Origin of the sequence: Sodalinema gerasimenkoae IPPAS B-353 (assembly GCF_009846485.1) — a bacterium.
In the GTDB taxonomy this organism is placed as follows: Bacteria; Cyanobacteriota; Cyanobacteriia; order Cyanobacteriales; family Geitlerinemataceae; genus Sodalinema; species Sodalinema gerasimenkoae.
Window position 1 is genome coordinate 2,185,030 of the sequence record NZ_ML776472.1, and the last position, 22,580, is coordinate 2,207,609.

Here is a 22,580-nt window from a genome sequence, read left to right on the forward strand (position 1 = left end):
GCGATGCGTTCCGGCAAGTTTGAATCGATGGGTCTGGGTCACAACCTGAACTGATGCCGGAACACATCCTACCCCTGTTCCCTGTTCCCTGTTCCCTATTCCCTATTCCCTATCCCCTATGTCTGTCGTCACCCTCAAAATCAACGATATCGATGTCGCGGCCGAAGCCGGTAAAACCGTCCTCGATGCTGCACGTGAAGCGGGAATCCGCATTCCCACCCTCTGCCATCTTGATGGCGTCTCTGATGTGGGCGCTTGTCGTCTCTGTTTAATTGAAATCAAAGGGATTCCCAAACTCCTCCCCGCCTGTGTCACGGAAGTGAGCGAGGGGATGGAAGTCACCACCCACACCCCCCAGTTGGATGAGTATCGCCGCATGACCGTGGAAATGCTCTTTTCCGAAGGGAATCATGTTTGCGCCGTCTGTGTCGCCAACGAGAACTGTGAATTGCAAGATGTGGCCATCGAAGTGGGGATGGATCACAGTCGCTTTACCTATCGCTTCCCGGAACGGGGGGTTGATATCTCCCATCCCCAATTTGGCATCGACCATAACCGCTGTATTCTCTGCACCCGTTGCGTGCGCGTCTGTGATGAAATCGAAGGCGCTCATGTTTGGGATGTGGCAGGACGGGGGGCCGCCGCGAAGGTGGTGACGGGGTTGAACCAACCCTGGGGAGATGTGGAGGCTTGCACCGCTTGCGGCAAATGTGTGGATGCTTGCCCCACGGGGTCGATTTTCCGTAAGGGAAGTACGGCTTCGGAACTCGATCGTGATCGCGGCAAACTGGAATTTTTAGTCAAAGCACGGGAAGAAAATCAATGGACACGGTAAACAAGAAAGTAAAACTGGCAACGATTTGGCTGGCCGGCTGTTCCGGTTGTCATATGTCCTTCCTGGACTTGGACGAATGGCTGTTTGAACTGGCCAAGTTCGCCGACATTGTCTATAGTCCCGTTGCTTCGGATATCAAGGACTATCCCGAGGATGTGGATGTCTGTCTAGTGGAAGGGGCGGTGGCCAATGAGGAAAACCTGGAACTGTTGTACAAAGTTCGCCAACGCACCAAGTTTGTCATTTCCTTCGGGGACTGTGCGGTAACAGCTAACGTCCCAGCGATGCGCAATATGTTAGGGAGTTCTGAACCGGTTCTCAAACGCTGCTACCTAGAACTCGGGGATAAAACTGCTCAATTGCCCCACGAACCAGGGATTGTCCCAGAATTGCTCGATCGCGTCCGCCCAATTCATGAGTTAGTGGAGATTGACCTATTTATCCCCGGTTGTCCCCCCTCGGCCCCTCGCATCCAAGCGGCGATCGAACCGCTGCTGAAAGGGGAACGGCCAGTGATGGAAGGGCGATCGATGATTAAGTTCGGCTAGATACCTGCCACCCCCTGGGAGGGGCTAAGAGGGCGACCACAAGGGTACGCCCCTACGTCCTTTCTTCTCCCCCCTGTTCCCTGTTCCCTGTTCCCTTCTTTTTCACCATGAGTAAAACCATTGTTATTGATCCCGTCACCCGCATCGAGGGTCACGCCAAAATCTCCATCTTTCTCAACGATGCCGGAGATGTCGATGACGCTCGTTTCCATGTCGTGGAATTTCGCGGCTTTGAAAAATTCTGTGAAGGTCGTCCTATGTTCGAGATGGCCGGTATTACCGCCCGTATTTGTGGAATTTGTCCCGTCAGCCATCTTTTGGCCGCTGCCAAGACGGGCGATAAAATCCTAGCGGTGCAAGTTCCCCCAGCCGGAGAAAAACTGCGGCGATTGATGAATTTGGCCCAAATCATCCAATCCCATACCCTGAGTTTCTTCCACCTCAGCAGTCCCGATTTCCTCTTGGGATGGGATAGTGACCCCGCCAAACGCAATGTTTTTGGCTTAATGGAGGCCAATCCCGATTTAGCCCGCGCGGGGATTCGGCTGCGTCAGTTTGGACAAACGGTGATTGAACTGTTGGGGGCCAAGAAAATCCATGCCGCTTGGGCAGTTCCCGGTGGAGTACGATCTCCCCTGTCGGAAGAGGGCCTGCAATGGATTCGCGATCGCCTTCCTGAATCCCGCCAAACCATCGAAACGGCCCTGGGACTATTCAAACAACTCCTCGACGACACCTTAAAAGACGAAGTTGACATCTTCGGACAATTCGACTCTCTCTTTATGAGTCTCGTCGCCCCCGATGGAACCTGGGAACATTACGGCGGTCATATTCGCTTCGTCGATAGTCAGGGCAATATCGTTGCCGACGGCTTGCGGGAAGAAGACTATCAAGACTTCCTCGATGAAGCCGTCGAACCCTGGTCTTATCTCAAATTCCCCTATTACAAACCCATGGGCTATCCTGATGGGATGTATCGCGTTGGACCCTTGGCGCGGTTGAACGTGTGCGATCGCATAGGAACCCCTGACGGCGATCGCGAATTACAAGAATTTCGCCAACGGGCAGGCGGCCGCTGTGCCACCTCCTCCTTCATGTACCACTACGCCCGTCTCCTAGAGGTTCTCGCCTGTATCGAACGCATCGAACAGTACGTAGACGACCCGGATTTACTCTCCTCCCGTTGTCGCGCCAAAGCCGAGATTAACAACCTAGAAGGAGTCGGAGTTAGCGAAGCCCCTCGCGGAACCCTATTTCATCATTACAATGTAGACGAGAACGGTCTGATTGAGAAAGTCAACCTGATCATCGCCACGGGACAAAACAACCTGGCCATGAACAAAACCGTTACCCAGATTGCCCAACATTACATCCATAACAACGATGTCGCCGAGGGCTTTCTCAACCGAGTCGAAGCCGGAATCCGCAACTTCGACCCCTGTCTGAGTTGTTCGACTCACGCCGTCGGTCAAATGCCCCTCCATATCGAACTTCTCGCCCCCGATAAAACCGTCATCAACACCATCTACCGCGACTAATCCCCAGGGGTACATTCCAGCACGTAGGGGCACCTCTTAGGGCAAACCACTTGCGAAGTACCCCTACAACCTATCCCCTCCTAGGAGGGGTGCCCGGAGGGCGGGGTGGGTTGTCCCTGTTCCCTGTTCCCTTCTTTTGCCTCTTGCCTCTTGCCTTTTCCCCCATGCCCAAAGAAAACCTCTACCTCTGTATGGGGTCAGCCTGTCACCAGTTGGGGGTGTACGAAGTTCTCCCCCGGCTACAGTCTTTAATGAAAGACTATGACCTCGAAGACACCGTAGAACTCAAAGGTTCCTTTTGCCTAGAAACCTGTAGCTACGGCATTGTCATGAAATTTAAAGAGGAGCATTTCGTAGATATCAACCCGCAAAATATCGACGACAAATTTATCGGCGAAATTCTCCCGACCATCCAAAAAGCCCTAGAACAAAATTCCTCCCCCTCCTAACCGCTGTGTCCTTCGAGGGCGCGCCACTTGCGGTTCGCCCCCACGTGGTTCCTCTTCCTCCTCTTCAACCATGCAAGAACAAACCCAAAACCATATCTGGCAACTCCTCTGGGAATATGACCCCAACGGACTCATTGCCGTCGACTCCAACTTCACCATTGTTTTGGTGAATCCTGCCTTTTGCCGGATGTTTGGGGTTGAGGGACCCGAAATTCTCGGCAAACCTGCTAGTAGCATCTTGGGCAATATCGAGCATTTTCAAAAAGTCTGGAACAGCCAACAGGTAATTCGAGGGATTGAACGGGAATATAGCCATCCCAAACTCTATTTGCGAGAAGTGGTGTTTCCCATTCCTGAAGAAAAAATTATCGCCTGTATTATGGTCGATATTAGTCAGGACTATCAGCGGCGACAGGAACTGCAACATCTCAAAACTGAAACAGTCTTAAATGTCCGCGAAGTCGTTGACAATCAAATGAAAGTTGCCCAAGAAATTGCCGGACTCCTGGGAGAGACAACGGCTGAAACCAAGGTTAGCTTGTTGAAAATCATCGAAGCGGTTGAGCAGGAAATGGTTTGATATGACTCAATCTAATACCGTGCGTGCGGATAACTTTTTTGATATTTGTCACCTGAGCCTTAATAAACAAGGAGAAGAACTTTGTGGGGACAAGGTTAAATTTATTAAAACTGAAACTAAAACTACAATTGTTTTATCCGATGGCTTAGGAAGTGGCGTCAAAGCCAATATCTTAGCAACTCTAACCAGCGAAATCCTCATCACGATGCTGAATGCGGATGTTGCCCTAGAAGCGGTGATGGAAACGGTAATTGGAACTTTGCCAATTTGCCAAGTTCGTAAAATCGCCTATGCAACATTTACTGTCATTCAGATTGACAATATAACGAATGATTTTCGGGTCATAAATTTTGACAATCCACCTATATTTTACTTCCGAAAAGGGCGAATTGTCAAACCCGAACCTCGTATCGATCGCATTCTGAACCGCAAAATTCATGTCGTTGAAGGAACCTTGCAGCGAGGCGACTTTCTCGGGGCGATTAGCGACGGGGTTCTCTATGCTGGACTTGGGGACACGATGAACTTCGGCTGGGGGTGGGAGAACATCGCCAAATACATGGAACGTCTGTTTGTCCATGATGCCCCCACAGCCCGCAGTCTCTTGGATAAAGTCCTCGGGGAAACGCGGCGACTCTATCGGGATAAAATTGGCGATGATGCCTCTCTGGTGGGGGTGTATGTCCGTCGTCGTAACCCGCTGATGATTTTCACAGGCCCGCCGTTAGACCCCAGTCAGGATGACACTTTTGCAGAACGATTTTTGAATTTTCCAGGACGTAAAGCCCTTTGTGGGGGAACCACCGGTAACATTGTCGCCAACTATATGGGTGAGACGGTGGAGATGGATATTTCGACAATGCGGAAAGAACTTCCCCCGATTGGTATTCTCGATGAGGTCAATTTGGTAACGGAGGGGATTTTGACCATTTCTAAAGCCACAGAACTCCTCAAAAAATGTCATTGTGATTTAGATCGCTTACCCTTTGACCGCAATGGGGCCGTGTTACTGGCCCGGGAGATTCTGGAGGCGGATTCCATCTTTTTCTTGGTGGGACAACAAATTAATGAGTTTTACCAAAATCCTCTCCTGCCGAAAAATATCTCTATCCGTCGCAGTTTAGTCGAGGAGTTGGTGCAACTGTTGCGAGACAATCAGAAGGAAGTGGATTTAGAATATTGTTAAATAGAGAGGGCTATTTTGCCGAGCTTGGGTTGGTTTCTTGGTGATCGGTTTGGCAGAAATTTGAGCGAATTTATGACTTAATTGGAGGTAGATGTTCGCTCCCAGACTGACGTTTCCTCAATTCAAACTCATGTTCGAGTTCGATATTTAAGAAATAGTTTAATAAGGTCCGAATAATGGCGATCGCCCCAAGTCGAATCAACGTATCCGTTTTGGGGGCAATGGTCGTTGCTAGAATATCAGCCCCCAATTGAAATTCCAGGGCTAAAGCCAACCAAACCCCAAACCGTATCCGCAGTTGGATAAAGAGAAATTCATCATATTGAAATTCAGAAAATCTCAACCCCAGTTGAATCGTTTTGACGATTCCCAAAAAAACGCATAATACGGAAATTGCCTCTAGGAATAGTTTTCCCAGAGACACGACTCCAGATAATCCAGATTCGAGAAGATGTATCGATTCCATCACCATGAAAAATCCAATGTTAATATCCCATTGCTATATTGCCCACATTGTTCATAGAGTTTTACCCTGGGATTTATTGACTGAATAATGTTAATATCAGATTTTATCTATCTCCCTCTATCTCTATAGCAGTTTAGAGGTGACCCTTGAGCGTCAACCGTTACAAAATACGGATTTTGTCAGGATTTTTTGATGGTTCGCGTTCACCGATGGACGAACGGCGGAGTTGAGGGAAGACGGCGGTCTCTCAACAGCTCGGGGAGAAACACGATATCCTGGAGGGGTAGCCGCTGCTGTACCTCTGAACTGACAAGACGTTCATGAACGACGACAACCAACTCCCGACCCGCGACACAGCCATCTACGAAGGGCAGATCCCCCCCTCGTTAGAGCGTGTGATTCCCGCGATGCGCCGCTTTGGGAAAATCAGTTTTTGGTGCCAACTGGTGTTGGGAATCATTGCGGGCTTGATTTTCTTCTTTGCGGGCTTTGTGGGGTCCAATACCGGGGAACCCAATCGCCTCAGTCCTGAAGAGGGGCCCGGACTATTTTTTGCGATCGCGGGGCTAGTGGCCTTGGCGATTGGCATGTATTGGGCGTTGCGCTATACCCAGATTGCCAAGCGTTTGGCGATTCCTGACCCTTCCCTACGGCCAACGAGATCGCAAACCCTGGGATCTCTGCAAACTGGGGTGATTATTAACCTGGTGGGGATGTTATTTAGCCTGGTAGCAGCGCAAATCATCACCGGACTGTTGATGGTGAAAGTCCTGAGTTCAGAAGGGGTGCAGTTCTCGCCAGCCGCTTTAAGTCGTTTGGTACAGCCGATTGATATTTTCGTGGTTCTGGCCAACACCAATAGCCTGTTTGCCCATTTCGTTGCCCTCAGTTGCTCTCTCTGGCTCTTACGACTGATTCAGACAATCAAACCCAACTAATCTCGGCGTTGCAGGAGAGATTCAGGGGGAATCACCTGGGGGCGATTGCGGTTTCCGTACGCTTCGCGATCGCTCTCGGACCATACCTCACGAGATGATGGGGGAGTTTGAGGGCGACGGGCCCCAGAATCGGCTTCCGGGAGTTGTGGAGGATGTTGGGATGCAGGGGGGAGATTAGCAAACCATAACGCCAACCCGAGAGTTGCCAGTAGCGGCGTTCCACAGGCCAGCGATCGCCACCACCAGGGACAGTCCAACGGTTCCTGAACCAAAACCGTCGGCGGAGGAACCGGACGAGGCTGAGGCGGTGGGGGTGGCGGTAGGGGTGGCCGAGATGGCGTGATGGGAAGCTTGGCGATGATGGAATCGGCATTCAATCCTAAGGCCGTCGCCCAAAGATGTAGCGATCCTCTTAAATAGGCAGGACTTTGAGGATAATGGGAAATATGACCCGATTCCAGGGCATGTAGATGATTAATGGGAATCCGAGTCCGGTGATGCAGTTGCACCAACGACAGATGGCGTCGACACCGTTGGGCCCGTAGATATTTCCCCAATCGGTAGAGATAGCGATTCCTCGCCGCCCGTTCCGCCTCACTCGGTTCAGGGGGAGACTGAGAAATAGGTTGAGAAATGGGTGGGCCCGAGGGTAACGCCGTGGTTAGACTTGTCTCTCTCAGGGCCAGGGCGATCGCCTCCCGACTCACCTCGTGCATGAGCATCTGGGCCGCATACCCAGCATCGCCAAACATTTCCTTTAAGCCATTTAAGGCCATTTGATAGGCAGGGGATTGCAACAGTTGTTGTTCAATCTCCCCCAGACGGCGATCGAGATTAGCCGCGGTATTCCTCGGGGAACCCCTGTTCGCAGAGTTAGATGAGTGAGAGTCTTGAGAAGGCATAGATCAGTATTAGGGGCAGGAGTAACCTAGTTATCCTTTCAAGGAAGGGAGAGTCAGATCCGGATCTGCCCCCCCCTATAAGCCTGTCAAAGATAAGCCTGTTAAAGACATTGACGTCTAAATCTGTTTCCACCCAGTTAAAGATGGATACAATAACCTCTTGATTAAGTTCTTTTGAAATAAACCTAAGTTTCTCCCGAAACTGATCCAGAGGCTTGAAATCAGCTATTGCAAGAACCTGTGGATTGAACTTTTTGACAATCAAGGAAGTTCAAACATCAGATGTACATTTCAGTTAGGAGATGAGTCTATTTATTCAGCATAAATAGATGTATTTGAAGTGATTAAACTGCTAATATCTCACCCAGTTATTCACGGCGATATTTCAAGAGCTTCGGTACATTCTCCCTTCACCATTGTACCCCCAGCAATTTCACCCTGAGTCCAATTTGTTTGACCAGGGACTTCAGCCGACTCAACCCAATTGACTGTCCCGCTTCCGGCTAAGCCTGGTCGTCAACGATGCGCTTGTAATGATGCAACAAGAGTAATTTATCACTCCTCAATATAGCTCTTGGTGCAGAGAGTTAATCACCCTCCGGGTCTACCCTCGCCACAACAAGAAATGCCTCAATTGTAATTCTGGATGGTTTTGAGGAAGACCTTAATTGAGTATAATTACTCATTGCCTAACGGGAATTCACCCGTTACAAAGGACATACATTACAAGCTCTTCTGAATATAAGGTGATACGTAAACTTTACATCCAGCCCAACAAGGGTTTCAGGCTTTAGGGGCGGCGCAAACTGTATCTTTTTATACAATTTACGCCCTAAAATCAGAAGGGTTGAATTACAAGAAAACCAATCAAGAAGCCAAGCCAAGTCAATTAGCCTTTTTGCTTATTCGTTGAGCCATTTTAGTTTTTTTCCTAACTTTGCTTAAAGCGTAATCTTTTCGCCTAATTCCTTGTTGCGGTCTTCTGAATTATTGCCCAATGTCTACTCCTGATTCTGAGATCATTCTAATTGTTGATGATACCCCGACCAACTTAGCGGTATTATCCGAGGCTCTTACCAGTGCTAATTATCAAGTAGCTGTCGCTCTTGACGGAGAAACAGCACTGGAGCAGGTGAGTTATAAACCCCCACATCTAATTTTATTAGACGTGATGATGCCTGGAATTGATGGGTTTGAAACCTGTCAGAAACTCAAAGAAAATCCTCTATCTGCCGATATTCCTATTATTTTTATGACTGCCTTATCGGATGCTGTTGATAAGGTGAACGGTCTAAGCCTTGGAGCCGTTGATTATATTACAAAACCTTTTCAGCAAGAAGAGGTTTTGGCACGGGTCAATGTTCATTTGCAATTACGCCATTTGAATCAGACGTTACAACAGTCTGAAGCGCAGTTACGCCAACAGGCAGAGCATTTACGCGCTACCCTAAATGAGTTGAAACGCACTCAAAATCAACTGGTTCAGAGTGAAAAAATGTCTGCCCTGGGGCAACTGGTGGCGGGGGTTGCCCATGAGATTAACAATCCTGTTACCTTTATCTATAGCAATCTCAGCCATGCCGATAAATATACTCAGGATTTAGTGCGGGTTGTTGATGCCTATCAAAAGCTATACCCTGAGGCTAATCCTGATTTAGAAGAATTGATAGAGGAAGTCGATTTAGCCTATTTGATCGATGACTTACCCCAATTACTCACATCCATGCGAGTTGGGGCCCAGCGAATTCGTGACATTGTGCGATCGCTGCGTAATTTCTCCCGCCTCGATGAGTCGGAATTTAAAGCCGTAAATCTCCATGATGGGATTGAAAGCACCCTGATGATTCTGCAAAACCGGCTTAAGGCGAAACCCGGGTCTCCCGCCATTGAAATTGTGCGATGCTATGGCAACTTGCCATTAGTCGAATGTTATGCCGGGCAAATCAATCAGGTGTTGATGAACATTCTCTCCAACGCCGTTGATGCCCTCGAAGAACGGGATGCCCGTCGCGGTCCCTCAGAACTCGATGCCGCCGCGAGTCGCATCACTATCACCACCGCCGTAGTGAACCAAAAGTCAGTTCAAGTGGTGATTGCTGATAATGGAGTGGGGATTCCTCCTCAGTTACAGAGTCATATTTTTGACCCTTTCTTTACGACCAAATCCATTGGGAAGGGGACTGGGTTGGGAATGTCTATTAGCTACAAAATTATTACCGATAAGCATCAGGGGAAATTGACCTGTACCTCGGAATCGGGATTAGGAACTAGCTTTACGATTGAAATTCCCATTCGCCAAAGAATAAAATCTTCATAGAAGGAGACTCCCTTTGACTCATCTTCAATACAACCGATCCACATCCAAACCAATACGGATCGTAATATCAGAACTAATATCCCCTGTAGACAACGCCTCAAGTCGGCCAAACCCTAAATCCGATCGCAGCCGTTCCCCGGCCTCATAATCTCCTCGTTGGACAATAATCGTACTGTGGCGATGAACCCTATCCCAGTCCTGGCTGACATAGATATCTTCATAGCCCAACTCCTCCAGATAGGCCGTCAGCCGTTCCACCGCGAGTGAGTCTTGGGTAGCATTTTGGATGGTGATGCGGGGTTGTTCTAAGGGGGGAGAGTTATCCGTGGGACTCCCCGAGGCTTGGCTGTTCGTACGGCCAAAGGCAGTTTGATTACCCCATTCATCAATAAAGCCTGACTCGGTCGAAGTCTGGAAAAATTGCCCCACCAGGCGATCGCCGGCCACCTCATCCACCAACCAATAACTCAGGGGAGAGTCGTCAGGATGGCTAAACTCTCCTGGCAGCAAAGCCATGCGTATATCATCGCGATCAACCTCTAGGGCAAAACTGGCCAACGCCAACATCTCATTCACCGTGAGATTAGTATCCACATGGGTTTGCAAAATACGGATGATGGCAGGAATGCGCGTTAACACCGTCGGACTGAGGAGGCGATCGCGCAGGGCCTGTAACAGCATCTGCTGTCGTTGCACCCGGCCAATATCCCCATAGGGGCCCTGACGATAGCGACTAAACTGCTGGGCCTGATCCCCTGTGAGTCGTTGCCAACCGGCATCGAGTTCGATGGTCAATTCCTGAGTGCGATCGCGATAGGACATGGGATAGGGAACCAAGACCTCCACCCCACCGAGCAAATCCACCAACTCCACCAATCCCTCGGTATTCACCCGGAAATAGCGGTCAAACTCCACATCCGTCAGCAAGGCCTCCAAACTGGCCTGCATCAACTCCACGCCACCGAGATAATTGGCTTCATTCAGTTTCCCCCAGCCCAACTCCCCTAAATTAACCTCTGTATCCCGAGGCACTGAGAGAACATTGACCTGATTGGTATACGTATCGAAGCGTACCGCCAAAATTGTGTCACTGCGTCCTTCCAACAAATCCGGTGAATCGTCCGCTAACTCAGGATCGCGATCGACCCCCAACACCATTAGGTTAATGGGACGAGTTAGTTCATAGCCAAACTGTCCCTGTTCGCGGTTCTCCCGGCCACTCGGTTGCACAAGGGGAGATGCGGGAACGATTAAGGCCGCGATCGCCCCCATTAATGCCGAAGCCACAATAATAAAGGATGTTAATAGCCCCCACCAGAGGAGGCCCGACCAATTCCGGGGTTGCTGAAGAGGAATTCTCACAGTTGACGACTACTGAATTAGACCAGTCCACGACGTTCGTTGACCTGTTCCAAGAGTTTAGCAACTTCTATAGCTTTCCAGATTTCGTTACGCTCAATTAACAAGTCCAAAGCCTTCGACAACACCTGCGACGCGGCCCCAAATCGCTCAAGTTGGGCCAAGACTTGCCCTAAATTCCGCAGGGCCTCGACATAACCCTCATTAATCTCCAAGGCCCGTTCATACAGAGAGACAGCCTCCTCGAGTCGTCCCTGTCGGGCCCGCAGATTAGCCAAGGCATTATAGGCCAGGGCATGATCTCGATTGAGGCGAATCGCCTCCTGGTAGGCTTCACTGGCTTCTTCGTAGCGATATTGGGCCGAGAGGGCGTCCCCTAATTTATACCGTAGTAGAGAATCCTGGGGATATTGTTCTAAGAGTTCCCGAAAAATGGCCTCGGCCCCTTCGTAGTCTTGATTCCCCAGGCGTTCGTTCCCTTCCCGTAATCGTTGTCGTCGTTGCTGTTGTCGCTGTTGCTGGGGTTGCATTTGCGCGACATCTAGCCCCTGGGCCGAGGCCGGAGACTGAAAACAGAGAAGCCAACCCGTCCATAACAGCAACAGGGATAGGTTCAGGCTTAAGGGCAACAGCCAACGTAAACCAAACATAGGTAAAGACTCCAGGGTAAAGACTCCAGAAGCGAGGATCGGCAAATGATGCAAGAGACGATCATGGCATCAACATTCACGATAGGCAATTCTCCCGGTAAGCTAAAACGGGTGTGTTCCAGTTTGTTTGGGGGTTGTGCCTATGTTACCGAGTGATTTACTGAGCCATCGTCGCCAGGGTGAGACGCTAATTCCTAAACGACTCCCGCTCGATCGCTCTCATCTTAGGTTAGCGGAGGCGGCGATCGCCCTGTTTGAGGCCTCTCGTGATGATACTCAGGGAAATCTCGATCGCCGCCTGAAGGAGTTTGAAGGCGATCGCCCGGACTACCGCTTGCGGCGGGGATTGGCCCATCTGCTCAAGGGGCGTTACTGTACCTTTGAGATTGTCAGTCCCTTAGATCCCATTGAGTTGCGATCGCGCGTCTTCACGGCCGCCGCCCAACGAGTCCCCAAACCGGAGAATACCCTGAAAACCCTGGAACTCTTGGCCCAGGACCTCAGCCAGGAACTCGAACGAGACATTCCCATCAACGCCATTGTCCAGGGACTCTATGCGGATTTACAGGAAAACCGCCGTCTAACGGAGTTCAACGCCCCACACCCCGAGGCCCTCTTACATCACTATAATCTCTCCCAAGTTCAGGGTATCTTTTACCGAGCCAGCGATATCACCATTCAGGCCCACCGCAACGTCCCCGGTCAATATAAACTCCTATTTCGCTATCTCAAACTCTTTAGCTTGATGTTTTATATCGAGGGAGATGCCGATTGCGGCTTTACCATCACCATTGATGGCCCCACCAGTTTATTTAAACCCAGTACCCGCTACGGCTTAGCCATCGCTAAACTTCTCCCGGCCCTGCTTCATGTCAGCCGCTGGAGTCTCAAGGCCACCCTACAACAGCGAGACTCTCGCAATGGCCGCCAGGTTCAAGGTCAGTTTAGCCTCGATTCTGACTGCGGACTGGTAAGCCATTATCCCGCCGGGAAAGCCTATGATTCGATGTTGGAACAATCCTTTGCCGAACGCTGGGCGAAGCTAGACACCCCCTGGGAGTTGGAACGGGAGGTGGACTTAATCCCTATCCCCGGAAGTGTCATGGTCCCAGATTTCCGCCTCATTCATCCCGATGGCCGGGAAGTACTGCTGGAAATCGTCGGCTATTGGCGACCGGAGTATCTGCGTAAGAAGTTCTCCCAAGTCCGCCAGGGGAGCGATCGCCCTCTCCTTTTGGCAGTGTCTGAACGGCTCAACTTGGCTAAAGCTGGGGTCAATCTCAAGGAGGTCTCGGTTCCTATTGTTTGGTTCAAAGATAAACTACAGCCCAAAGCCATTCTCGCCGCCCTGGAACCGGCCGATGAGTCCCAAGGCTAATCTTTTGGCATATTTTGTATCTTTTGTCAATGCCCTAGACCCGCAACTTACGAATCATCTCCCGCAACACATCGGTTTTGGTCTTACCCCGTTTCAGGCAATACTCCTCAAGACGTTCGAGTTCTCCCACAGGAAGACGAATCGTTAACACTTTATTGGAGGGGGGTTTAGTTCGGGCCATGAGCTTGAAGCGTAGCGTGCAGTGAACAGGGGGAAGAAGGCAAAAGGCAATAGGGGGAAGAAGGCAAGAGGCAAAAGGCAATAGGGGGAAGAAGGCAACGTGATGCGATCGCCGAGTCTACAAGACCGTAAGCATGGGTGGATTGTTAATTCAGTACATTGTACTAAACCTTGACTGGGGCAACAATAGACTCAGAGGAATTTTTGGCTAAATCTGCCCAGATTTTTCCCTCAGCTAATGGCTGAACCGGTTTCAGGTGGAGGGATTGCGCCGCGATCGCCCCTCAAGCTTCCGTCCCCGAATCTGGCAACTCCATCAAGAAACTTCGCCATAGGTATGTCGAAACCGCAAGACTCAAGCTAAGCTATAAAGGAGATAGAGACGTTTTAATAATTTGGGCAATGAGCGACCAGAGTCCTTATGAGCAGCTCGGAGTCACTGAAGACGCTTCGTTCGACGAAATTCAAGCGGCACGTAGCCGGTTGATCGGTCTTAATGACGATCGCCAAGCAGTGGAGCGCATCGAAATGGCTTACGATGCCGTCCTAATGGATCGGTTGCGATTGCGTCAGGAAGGCAAAATCAAGGTTCCCGAGGGCATTCGCTTCCCTGAGCGAGTCATGTCCCCACCGCCAAAAAGCTTACCTGAGCCACCCTCAACCCGAATGCCGGAGTGGTTGCAAGGGGCCATTGATACCCCCAGTCAGAGTGATATCCTGCTCCCGGCGGGTGTATTTGCCGCGTTAAGTGTGTTTAGTGCCATTGGTGTCAGTTATGTCCCCATTTGCCTAGCCCTGGGAGCCGGTGCAAGTTTGTATTTCCTTAACCGTAAGGAAAAGCGGTTTGGCCGCGCGGTTTTGTTCACCCTAGTGGGTGTTGTCGTCGGTATTCTCGTCGGCGGCCAGTTGGCGGCCCTCCTCGGTTCACAACTCGATCCGCAGATTATCGCCGCCTGGCTCACGTTCTTCATTCTCTGGCTCACATCGAGCTATCTACGCTAGCCAACCCCAATGGTGAGGGTGCTAGTGAATGGCTGATGCGAGGACCTGTCGGGGCGAAACGTAATTTCGCCCCCCTTTGTTTGTCGACTCCCCCGTTACCCCTTCACGCTAAGGGTATCGAGGAGAACATCCACTGCATCGCTGAGAGTGTTGACAATTTTATGGGGGTGCTGTGCTTGCAAAGACGGGCGATCGCGAATCCCGGACAGCACACCAATAAACTGAATTCCTTGACTGTTGGCGGCGATCGCATCCGCTTCTGTATCGCCCACCATCCAGAGTTTCTTGTATTGGGGAAGTTCTTTAATCGCCCGGGCCATCAGACGGGGTTTATCCTGAGTGTCCGCTGTTTTAACATCATTGTCCCCCATACAATAGCGACGTTCCTCGGGAAAAAAACGCCCCACATCGAAACGAGAGAGGGCCTCGGCCAGTTCCCGTTCCCGACGCATCGTCATCAGCGTCAGTTCAAGTCCCGCCTCCTGGGCCCGTTCTAGGGCGGCGATCGCCCCCGGAATTAACTGATCATACTTAAGATAAGGCTGGCTATGCACCAACTGACGGCGCAACTTGGCAAATTCTCGCGCTTGCTCAGGATTTAGGCCGGAACGTTGGCCAATCTCTCGTTCAGGGACGCGAGCGCGTTTAAGTCCCCAAAACTCAGACTTGGAGAGGCGTTGTGTCGAGGTCTCCTCATCCTCCATCCGGTTCAAACATTCATGATAGACCCGATAATAGCGCTCTGAGACATCGGCGATCGGTCCATCAAAATCAGCGATCAGTCCCACATCCTGGGTGATATGGCGGTTTTGGGCAACGGCGCGAGTCATGGTCGAAAACCTTATAGTACCCTGTCAAGTTGTATCACATTTTGTTACGAGTTTTATCAGGACAAATAAAATGGCCGCTCAGAGACTCAGAACGGACTTAGGGTAACCCATACCGTTGCCAACCCTATCAACGACGCGACAGAAGAGGCCTCAATTGAATCGTCAATTTTATTAAACAACTGACTCCTCTTGTGACTTAATCATAACAAGCATTCCTCAACCGACCGTTTTACCTTAATCCGCGAGAAGGCTCACGTTGTAATCTTTGATTCAACGTTGAGATGAATCGCGGCAACCACTGTAGTACAATGTGGTACAATCCCGTCAAGTGACTGAATGGTGTCATGCTGGTATTTGAGGCCAAGCTAGAAGGAGCTAAAGAGCAGTACGAACGGCTAGATGAGGCCATTCGGACGGCTCGGTTTGTTCGTAACAGTTGCCTGAGATACTGGATAGATAACAAGGGAGTTGGACGGTATGAACTAAGCGCCTATTGTGCGGTTCTTGCCAAAGAGTTTCCTTGGGCAAAAAAGCTGAACTCAATGGCTCGTCAAGCCTCGGCGGAACGAGCCTGGTCAGCGATGGCCCGTTTCTACGATAACTGCAAGAAAAAGATTCCCGGCAAAAAAGGGTTCCCTAAATTCAAGAAGCATAAAACTCGCGATTCAGTCGAGTACAAAACCTCAGGTTGGAAGCTGTCAGAGGATAGAAGGACGATTACCTTCACCGACGGATTCCAGGCGGGCAGCTTCAAAATGTGGGGGACTCGTGATTTGCATTTCTATCAGTTAAAGCAGATTAAACGGATGAGAGTGGTCCGTCGCGCTACGTTCAGTTCTGTATCGACCAAGAAAGGTTGGAGGAACGAGAACCCACTGGAAAAACGGTCGGGTTAGATGTCGGGTTAAATCATTTCTACACCGACTCAGACGGTCAGACGGTGGAAAATCCCAGATATCTCAGAAAGTCTGAGAAAGCGCTTAAGCGCCTTCAACGTCGATTAGCTAAGACTCAGAAAGGGTCTAAGAATCGACAGAAAGCTAGAAATCGATTCGCGAGAAAGCACCTCAAGGTAAGTCGGCAGCGTAAAGACTTTGCCGTCAAGACGGCATTGTGCGTCGTCCGGTCTAACGACTTGGTCGCCTATGAGGACTTGAGGGTGCGAAATTTGGTAAAAAACCATAACCTCGCTAAATCGATCTCCGATGCGGCCTGGTCAACGTTCCGCCAGTGGGTGGAGTATTTCGGTAAGGTGTTTGGGGTGGAAACGGTTGCTGTTCCTCCCCAGTACACGAGCCAGAATTGCTCTAACTGTGGGGAGAAGGTTAAGAAAATCTCTATCAACAAGAACCCACCGCTGTCCCCATTGTGGATTTGTTGCTGACAGAGACCATAACGCAGCTATTAACATCCTTGAATTAGGATTGTGTACCGTAGGGCATACGGGAATTAACGCCTCTGGAGATATTGACCTCTGCCTTGGTGGGGAAACTCCTCAAGGTAAGTCGAGTCGTGGAAAGAGGAAACCCCATCAGTGATGGTGGGAATCCCACGCTATATTCTTTGAATTAGCGTGGGAGGATGTCAAGAGATTTCCCCAAAGTTGGCGAATCGCCCCCATCCTCTCAGAACGGGTTTATCATGATGAGAGGACCTATCCCCCCACCCCCCTTCGACGCTATCGTTAAACCATTTCCATGAGCCGATCGCTTCTCCAAAAACTTTTTAGTCAAGCAGATATTAAGACAACAGTCCGCCAGCTCACCCAGCAGTTGAGGATCGAGGTTGCGATTGAAGACACTCGTGGAAAAATCGTCTTCACCACCGCCTCTAAAAATGACGAAGGCTGGTTATCACAAGTACTATTAAATGTCAAGAAAAATAGCAACAAAACAGCTACTATTGAGAGCAGCTTATCCCTAAGGTCTCAGTCCATTGAGGTCAATGGCAAAACCCTCGGTTGGCTCCATAGTGACCAAGATTCCCCCGTTTTCCATCACGTTCTGACCTGTCTGGCCCGTCAACAAAGCGAGAAAACCTCTCTGGCGCGAGAACTCCTAGAACGCTATCAGGAGATAGACTTATTTTATGAAATCTCCACGCAAGTTACCGCCAGTCTGGATTTGAATCAACTGGCCCAACTGGTATTACGGGAAGTTGAAAACACCTTACCCTCAAGTGCGGCTGCGATTTGGCTGTTGGATGAAGATGATCGGCAATTGCGCTTGTTGTCTCAACTGGGAATTACCCTACCTTGGTCGAATCCCTTACCCCTAGAACAGACGATCCTGGGGGCCGTTTTGCAGGGGGGACAAGGAGAAATTGTCAACGATGTGGACTGCGATCATCGCTCAATGCCGATGGATCGGCCGATTTCTTCACTGCTTTGTGTTCCGCTTCATGTACAATCACGCATCATCGGTTTGATGGCCGTTGTTCATGAACAGGGAACCGTCTATGATGCCGAACACCTCAAACTCCTGACCTTGTTTTCCGTGCAAACGGCGATCGCCATCGATAAGGCCCTACTCTATCAACAAAGTCGTCGCACCGCTCTCAACGCTCAGAAACAGGCCCAGCAATTACAAGAGACCCTCGAAGAGTTGCAACAGGCCCAAGCTCATTTGGTGCAGAGCGAGAAAATGTCCAGTTTAGGACAGATGGTCGCGGGAATTGCTCATGAGATCAACAATCCTGTTAATTTCATCAATGGGAACTTAGACCATGCTCGGAACTATACCCAGGATTTGTTAGAGTTGATTAACCTCTATCGTCAATGTTATCCCCAGGCTCAACCTGAAATTGAGGATCTCATTCAGGAGATTGACCTCGATTTTTTGGAGAAAGACTTACCCAAGCTGATTCGTTCGATGAAAATGGGGATTGAGCGGATTCAGGAGATTGTCCTGTCGTTGAAGAACTTTTCTCGGATTGATCGCGATCGCCCCCAACTGGCCGATCTCCATGTGAGCCTCGACAGCACCCTCCTCATCCTCAATCATCGCATTAAAGCCAAGGGCGATCGCCCAGAAGTGCAGATCAACTGCGACTATCAGGACTTACCCGAAGTCAAATGTTACGCCGGACAACTCAACCAAGTCTTTATTAATACCGTGGCCAACGCGATCGATGCCATGGAAGAGGCGAACATCGAACATCCCACCCTTTGGCTTCGTACCAAATTGCAAGATAACCGTTGGGCCATCGTAGAAATTGCCGATAATGGCCCGGGGATGAGTGAGGAGGTGCGATCGCAGATTTATGATCCCTTTTTTACCACCAAAGCCCTGGGGAAGGGAACCGGTTTAGGTTTAGCCATCACTCGACAGATTGTTGTCGACAAGCATTACGGACGACTCCTATGTGACTCGAGTCCTGGAGGAGGAACCCTATTTAGTATCTGGATTCCCCTCAGTCCAGATCTCGGCGATCCTCCATCCTCATCTCATCCTGAAGTTGAGTCCGTTTCGCTGACGAATACGCAAAGTCTGAACCCATCTGAGTCATCCTCAACAATGGTATTCGATGACTGTCAAAAACTTATGGAACGATTAGCCTTGGAGAACCCCAACCTACAGGATATGACCGCTGATGATATTTATGAAATGTTCACCTCAATCCCTATTTTATTAAAGCTCTACCGTGTTTTAATCAATTCACCGTTTATTGAGTCTCCCCCGCCTAGTTGATATGGGCTGACTGATAAGTGACAAACAAATCAAGAGCATCTTTGATGATGCAAATCATCTTCAATTTTTACAGACAAAAGATATAGCCCATGTCCAGTAACTCCGAAAACAAAAGTCAAGAAATTGCCCAACTTCGTCAACAAATTATCGACTTAGAGGAGGGCTACTTAGCGAAACAAACAGCCCTTTCTAATGTGATTCGTCATATTCGGGCAACCCTTGACTTAGACACCATTTTTAAAACCACAGTACAGGAAGTTCGCCATCTATTAGAAGCAGATCGTGTCGCTGTTTTTGAATTTTTAGCTGAAACTCATCATCAGACAGGACGATTTATTGCAGAAGACGTTAAATCGGAGTATGAATCAGCCTTAGCCCAACAGGTGAGTGACCACTGCTTTGGTGACAATTATTCCCAAATCTATAGTCAAGGAAAAGCCTACGCCGTTGCCGATATTGAAACTGAATTGATTAGTGACTGTCATCGCCAAATTCTTAGGCATTTCCAGGTTCGCGCCAACCTAGTCCTCCCCTTAATTAAACATGATGAACTGTGGGGATTACTCTGTGTTCACCAATGTTCTCAACCCCGAACTTGGAAACGACAGGATATTGAATTCGTGCGTGAGGTGGCTTCCCATTTGGATATGGCCATTCAACATACAGAACTCTTCCATAATCTAGAAGAAGAAAGCCGGCAGCAACTGCAAAAGATTGCTGAAAATGCACCGGGGGCCCTCTATCAATTCCAACGAGATATCAACGGTGTGTGTAGTTTCCCCTATATGTCTCCTAGTGCCGAGGCGTTTTTTGAAGTACCCAGCCAAGCCATAGAAGATGATGTCTCAATTCTGTTTGAACTAACTCACCCAGACGATCGCCCAAAACTAGAAGCCTCCATCCAAAAATCCGCAGAAACGGGGAATCCTTGGGTTTGGGAGGGGCGAATGAGGACGCCATCCGGGACTCTTAAATGGATTGAAGGGCGATCGCAGCCGGAATATCAAGCGGATGGCTCGATTATCTGGTTTGGCTGGCTTAACGATATCACCGAACGGAAGGCATCCGAGCGCGAGTTACAGGCTCTAGTCTCGATTATCGAGAATAGCAACGATTTTATTGGCATTGGAACCTTTGAGGGGATTCCTGAATATGTCAACCCAGCGGCACGGCGATTGGTGGGCCTGGCGGATGAGAATAACCCCGCCGCTGCTGGAGATGTCGTGAAACCCAAGTTGAGCGATTGCACCTTTGAGGACTTTTTCTTACCCGAGGACTGGCAATGGATTCAAGATCATGTCTTTACCATTGTCGAAGAGACGGGAAATTGGCGGGGGGAGGTCAGGTTCCGTCATATGCTTACGAATGAGTCAATTCCCTTTGACTATAACCTCTTTGTCACCTATGCCCCCGATACGAAAGAACCCATGGGGTTAGCGGCGATCGCCCGAGATATCCGCGATCGCCGAGCCGCCGAACAGTCCTTGCGGGAGAGTGAGCAGCGGTTTCGCGATGTCTCAGAAGCCGTGGGGGAATATCTCTGGGAAGCCAATCTGGAGGGACTCTATATCTATGTCAGTGAGCGATCGCTCGACGTTTTAGGGTATCGCCACGAGGATCTCCTCGGCCGTAATGCCTTTGAATTGATCTACGAGGAAGATATTGATTGGCTGCGTGACACCTTCACCACCGCAGTTGAACGTCAAGAGCCATTTCAATTTGAATATCGTAGCGTGACGGAAGCAGGAGAGGTCGTCTGGATTTTCGCCACGGGTATCCCCCACTTTGATGATCAAGGGAATCTCATCGGCTATCGGGGTGCGGGACGGAATATCACAGAACGCAAACGAGCCGAAGAAGCCTTAAAACAGGCCCTCGGGGATCTCAATGCAATTTTGGACAACCTCGCTGATGGCCTCCTAGTCACCGATACCGCTGGACGCATTACCCGCTTTAACCCCGTCTTGCGGCGAATGTTTAATCTTAAAACTGGGGAGGTCTTAGGCTGTACCTGCGATGAATTAGGATTAACGGAACTTAGCCAACTGCTGCAACAACTCCAAACCACCCCCAACTCCCAAGCCGCCACCGCCGATGTCCCCCTCGGGGGCGATCGCATTGGTCAAGCCTTGGCCACAAAAGTCTTAGAGCCAATTCCCGGTCAATCACAGAACGCCTATATTGGCTCTGTCATGTTAATTCGTGATGTCACCCTAGAGAAAGAAGTCGATCGCATGAAAACCGACTTCATCGCCACCGTCTCCCATGAATTGCGGACTCCCTTAACCTCGGTGTTGGGGTTTGCCTCCATTGTTTTGGAGAAATTAGAGGATAAAGTCTTTCCCCTGCTCCCCGAGGGCGATCGCAAGGCCCGACGTTATCAAGAACGGGTGCGTCAGAACCTTAATATCATCATCTCCGAAGCCGAACGACTCACCACCCTCATTAACGATGTCTTGGATATCGCCAAAATGGAATCGGGCAAAGTCGAGTGGGAACAAGAACCCGTCTCGGTTTTGGACATCTTAGAGCGAGCGATTTCTGCCAGTTCTTCCCTCTTTGAGCGGGAGGGGTTAACCCTCCTCACCGACGTTCCAGACACGCTGCCTCTAGTCTTGGGAGATGGCGATCGCCTCATCCAAGTAGTCATTAATCTACTCTCCAACGCCGTCAAGTTCACCGAGTCCGGCGACATCACCTGTCGGGCCCGCTACGAAAACGGCCAAATTCAGGTTGAGGTTCAAGATACCGGCATTGGTATTGCTCCAGAAGACTTACCCAAAGTCTTTGAGAAATTCAAACAAGTTGGGGAAACCCTTACCGACAAACCCAAAGGGACGGGGTTGGGCCTCCCCATCTGTAAACAGATTTTGGATCATCACGGCGGCCAGATTTGGGTAGAAAGTCAATTGGGCCAGGGAAGTTGTTTTATCTTCACTCTCCCCGTTGACGCCTCAACCCAGGAGCAGTCAGCCTCGAATTTAGGTCAAACTCCCGAAGTGGCACGACGGTTAGGCTTAGTTCCCTTGATGCAGCAACTCGAAGACCATGTGGCGACAACAGAAGAGTCCACCCCGGCTCAACTCGGGGCAAACCTGGGCAAAACCATCTTAGTGGTCGATGACGATGAGCATGTGCGCGAACTCCTACGCCAATCCCTAGAGGCTCAAGGCTATCACGTCCGCCAAGCCAAAGATGGCGTCGAGGCCATTATGGAGGTGAAGCGATCGCGTCCCGATTTGATTGTCTTAGATGTGATGATGCCCTATATCGACGGCTTCGATGTGGCGGCGGTGTTAAAAAATGAACCCCAAACCATGGGGATTCCCATTTTAGTCCTCTCCATCGTTGAAGATCGCGAACGCGGCTATCGAGCTGGGATTGATCGCTATCTCAAGAAACCCATTGATCGACAAGGATTTCTGAAAGAAGTCGGCTCGCTTCTCTCCCAAGGCTCATCCCATAAAAAAGTGTTAGTGGTCGATGAGGATGCCTCCAGCTTAAAGGTCATTTCAGAAATTCTAGGGGCCCAAGGCTATACTGTCTCGAAAGCCTCCAACGAACAGGAATGTGTCGATCAAGCCATGGCCCTGCAACCCGATATTATTGCCATTGACTCAGAATTTCTGCAACAACATGAGGTGGTGCAGACGTTACGATTTGAGAATGGTTTAGAACATCTCGTATTTGTCTTACTTGGGGATATTGAGGATGAAAATGTCTAGCTGATAAG

General features: G+C 49.9%; 19 protein-coding genes and 1 pseudogene. 13 read left to right on the forward strand and 7 right to left on the reverse strand.

What is annotated here, in order from left to right; translation table 11 throughout:
• Nucleotides 1-118: 118 nt before the first annotated feature.
• From hoxU to L855_RS09520, 6 genes are all read left to right on the forward strand, one after another.
• A complete protein-coding gene (gene hoxU, locus L855_RS09495; protein ID WP_159787276.1) occupies nucleotides 119-835 on the forward strand; it encodes a bidirectional hydrogenase complex protein HoxU in 717 nt (238 codons plus the stop codon).
• Nucleotides 823-1,383 (forward strand): NADH-quinone oxidoreductase subunit B family protein, encoded by a 561-nt coding sequence (locus L855_RS09500; RefSeq protein WP_159787279.1) that lies wholly within the window; start codon nucleotides 823-825, stop codon nucleotides 1,381-1,383. The genes hoxU and L855_RS09500 overlap by 13 nt, the downstream gene beginning before the upstream one ends.
• 107 nt (nucleotides 1,384-1,490) lie before the next feature.
• Complete coding sequence (locus L855_RS09505; RefSeq protein WP_159787282.1) at nucleotides 1,491-2,921, forward strand: Ni/Fe hydrogenase subunit alpha; 1,431 nt, start codon at nucleotides 1,491-1,493, stop codon at nucleotides 2,919-2,921.
• A 164-nt stretch (nucleotides 2,922-3,085) separates the two neighbouring features.
• Complete coding sequence (locus L855_RS09510; RefSeq protein ID WP_159787285.1) at nucleotides 3,086-3,370, forward strand: (2Fe-2S) ferredoxin domain-containing protein; 285 nt, start codon at nucleotides 3,086-3,088, stop codon at nucleotides 3,368-3,370.
• 70 nt (nucleotides 3,371-3,440) lie between these two features.
• Complete coding sequence (locus L855_RS09515; protein ID WP_159787288.1) at nucleotides 3,441-3,950, forward strand: PAS domain S-box protein; 510 nt, start codon at nucleotides 3,441-3,443, stop codon at nucleotides 3,948-3,950.
• Between the two features lies 1 nt (nucleotide 3,951).
• Nucleotides 3,952-5,136: a SpoIIE family protein phosphatase gene (locus L855_RS09520; protein WP_343039254.1), complete on the forward strand. Its 1,185-nt coding sequence runs from the start codon at nucleotides 3,952-3,954 to the stop codon at nucleotides 5,134-5,136.
• A gap of 70 nt (nucleotides 5,137-5,206) precedes the next feature.
• Here the strand turns inward: L855_RS09520 and L855_RS09525 are convergent, their stop codons facing one another.
• Nucleotides 5,207-5,602: a DUF1622 domain-containing protein gene (locus L855_RS09525; RefSeq protein WP_159787291.1), complete on the reverse strand. Its 396-nt coding sequence runs from the start codon at nucleotides 5,600-5,602 to the stop codon at nucleotides 5,207-5,209.
• 320 nt (nucleotides 5,603-5,922) lie between these two features.
• Between L855_RS09525 and L855_RS09530 the strand changes: the two genes are divergently transcribed.
• Entirely contained in the window at nucleotides 5,923-6,540 is a 618-nt protein-coding gene (locus L855_RS09530; RefSeq protein ID WP_159787294.1) for a DUF3611 family protein, read from the forward strand.
• Here the strand turns inward: L855_RS09530 and L855_RS09535 are convergent.
• Complete coding sequence (locus L855_RS09535; RefSeq protein WP_159787297.1) at nucleotides 6,537-7,442, reverse strand: helix-turn-helix domain-containing protein; 906 nt, start codon at nucleotides 7,440-7,442, stop codon at nucleotides 6,537-6,539. The two genes, L855_RS09530 and L855_RS09535, sit on opposite strands and share 4 nt — an antisense overlap.
• Entirely contained in the window at nucleotides 7,414-7,707 is a 294-nt protein-coding gene (locus L855_RS09540) for a hypothetical protein (protein WP_159787300.1), read from the reverse strand. The genes L855_RS09535 and L855_RS09540 overlap by 29 nt, the downstream gene beginning before the upstream one ends.
• 732 nt (nucleotides 7,708-8,439) lie before the next feature.
• Here L855_RS09540 and L855_RS09545 point away from each other — a divergent pair.
• Entirely contained in the window at nucleotides 8,440-9,759 is a 1,320-nt protein-coding gene (locus L855_RS09545; RefSeq protein WP_159787303.1) for a sensor histidine kinase, read from the forward strand.
• A 24-nt stretch (nucleotides 9,760-9,783) separates the two neighbouring features.
• On the opposite strand, the gene L855_RS09550 is transcribed toward L855_RS09545, so the two are convergent.
• Both L855_RS09550 and L855_RS09555 read right to left on the reverse strand, forming a co-directional pair.
• Nucleotides 9,784-11,121 carry an LCP family protein gene (locus L855_RS09550; protein ID WP_159787306.1) on the reverse strand — a complete coding sequence of 446 codons (1,338 nt, stop codon included), beginning with the start codon at nucleotides 11,119-11,121 and terminating at the stop codon, nucleotides 9,784-9,786.
• A 17-nt stretch (nucleotides 11,122-11,138) separates the two neighbouring features.
• The gene (locus L855_RS09555) at nucleotides 11,139-11,768 is read right to left on the reverse strand and encodes a tetratricopeptide repeat protein (RefSeq protein WP_159787309.1); all 630 of its coding nucleotides are present in this window, start codon (nucleotides 11,766-11,768) and stop codon (nucleotides 11,139-11,141) included.
• A 142-nt stretch (nucleotides 11,769-11,910) separates the two neighbouring features.
• On the opposite strand from L855_RS09555, the gene L855_RS09560 reads away from it, so the two are divergent.
• A complete protein-coding gene (locus tag L855_RS09560) occupies nucleotides 11,911-13,146 on the forward strand; it encodes a DUF790 family protein (protein WP_159787312.1) in 1,236 nt (411 codons plus the stop codon).
• A 34-nt stretch (nucleotides 13,147-13,180) separates the two neighbouring features.
• Here L855_RS09560 and L855_RS09565 read toward each other — a convergent pair whose 3' ends face one another.
• Entirely contained in the window at nucleotides 13,181-13,327 is a 147-nt protein-coding gene (locus L855_RS09565) for a ribbon-helix-helix protein, CopG family (protein ID WP_074162756.1), read from the reverse strand.
• Between the two features lie 401 nt (nucleotides 13,328-13,728).
• Between L855_RS09565 and L855_RS09570 the strand changes: the two genes are divergently transcribed.
• Entirely contained in the window at nucleotides 13,729-14,328 is a 600-nt protein-coding gene (locus L855_RS09570; RefSeq protein ID WP_159787315.1) for a CPP1-like family protein, read from the forward strand.
• Nucleotides 14,329-14,423: 95 nt separating this feature from the next.
• Here L855_RS09570 and L855_RS09575 read toward each other — a convergent pair whose 3' ends face one another.
• On the reverse strand, nucleotides 14,424-15,158 hold the full coding sequence (locus L855_RS09575) for an HAD family hydrolase (RefSeq protein ID WP_159787318.1): 735 nt from the start codon (nucleotides 15,156-15,158) through the stop codon (nucleotides 14,424-14,426).
• A 344-nt stretch (nucleotides 15,159-15,502) separates the two neighbouring features.
• Here L855_RS09575 and L855_RS09580 point away from each other — a divergent pair.
• The 3 genes and pseudogenes from L855_RS09580 (at nucleotide 15,503) to L855_RS09590 (ending at nucleotide 22,572) form a co-directional block, all read left to right on the forward strand.
• Nucleotides 15,503-16,696: pseudogene (locus L855_RS09580) on the forward strand (RNA-guided endonuclease InsQ/TnpB family protein).
• A 159-nt stretch (nucleotides 16,697-16,855) separates the two neighbouring features.
• Nucleotides 16,856-18,847 (forward strand): ATP-binding protein, encoded by a 1,992-nt coding sequence (locus L855_RS09585; RefSeq protein WP_159787321.1) that lies wholly within the window; start codon nucleotides 16,856-16,858, stop codon nucleotides 18,845-18,847.
• An 89-nt stretch (nucleotides 18,848-18,936) separates the two neighbouring features.
• Nucleotides 18,937-22,572: a PAS domain S-box protein gene (locus L855_RS09590; RefSeq protein WP_159787324.1), complete on the forward strand. Its 3,636-nt coding sequence runs from the start codon at nucleotides 18,937-18,939 to the stop codon at nucleotides 22,570-22,572.
• Nucleotides 22,573-22,580: the final 8 nt, after the last annotated feature.

What these genes read in the sequence shown, in the direction of transcription:
- hoxU (WP_159787276.1), top strand. Translation starts at nt 119, where the DNA reads ATGTCTGTCGTCACCCTCAAAATCAACGATATCGATGTCGCGGCCGAA.
- L855_RS09500 (WP_159787279.1), top strand. Translation starts at nt 823, where the DNA reads ATGGACACGGTAAACAAGAAAGTAAAACTGGCAACGATTTGGCTGGCC.
- L855_RS09505 (WP_159787282.1), top strand. Translation starts at nt 1,491, where the DNA reads ATGAGTAAAACCATTGTTATTGATCCCGTCACCCGCATCGAGGGTCAC.
- L855_RS09510 (WP_159787285.1), top strand. Translation starts at nt 3,086, where the DNA reads ATGCCCAAAGAAAACCTCTACCTCTGTATGGGGTCAGCCTGTCACCAG.
- L855_RS09515 (WP_159787288.1), top strand. Translation starts at nt 3,441, where the DNA reads ATGCAAGAACAAACCCAAAACCATATCTGGCAACTCCTCTGGGAATAT.
- L855_RS09520 (WP_343039254.1), top strand. Translation starts at nt 3,952, where the DNA reads ATGACTCAATCTAATACCGTGCGTGCGGATAACTTTTTTGATATTTGT.
- L855_RS09525 (WP_159787291.1), bottom strand. Translation starts at nt 5,602, where the DNA reads ATGGAATCGATACATCTTCTCGAATCTGGATTATCTGGAGTCGTGTCT.
- L855_RS09530 (WP_159787294.1), top strand. Translation starts at nt 5,923, where the DNA reads ATGAACGACGACAACCAACTCCCGACCCGCGACACAGCCATCTACGAA.
- L855_RS09535 (WP_159787297.1), bottom strand. Translation starts at nt 7,442, where the DNA reads ATGCCTTCTCAAGACTCTCACTCATCTAACTCTGCGAACAGGGGTTCC.
- L855_RS09545 (WP_159787303.1), top strand. Translation starts at nt 8,440, where the DNA reads ATGTCTACTCCTGATTCTGAGATCATTCTAATTGTTGATGATACCCCG.
- L855_RS09555 (WP_159787309.1), bottom strand. Translation starts at nt 11,768, where the DNA reads ATGTTTGGTTTACGTTGGCTGTTGCCCTTAAGCCTGAACCTATCCCTG.
- L855_RS09560 (WP_159787312.1), top strand. Translation starts at nt 11,911, where the DNA reads ATGTTACCGAGTGATTTACTGAGCCATCGTCGCCAGGGTGAGACGCTA.
- L855_RS09565 (WP_074162756.1), bottom strand. Translation starts at nt 13,327, where the DNA reads ATGGCCCGAACTAAACCCCCCTCCAATAAAGTGTTAACGATTCGTCTT.
- L855_RS09570 (WP_159787315.1), top strand. Translation starts at nt 13,729, where the DNA reads ATGAGCGACCAGAGTCCTTATGAGCAGCTCGGAGTCACTGAAGACGCT.
- L855_RS09575 (WP_159787318.1), bottom strand. Translation starts at nt 15,158, where the DNA reads ATGACTCGCGCCGTTGCCCAAAACCGCCATATCACCCAGGATGTGGGA.
- L855_RS09585 (WP_159787321.1), top strand. Translation starts at nt 16,856, where the DNA reads ATGAGCCGATCGCTTCTCCAAAAACTTTTTAGTCAAGCAGATATTAAG.
- L855_RS09590 (WP_159787324.1), top strand. Translation starts at nt 18,937, where the DNA reads ATGTCCAGTAACTCCGAAAACAAAAGTCAAGAAATTGCCCAACTTCGT.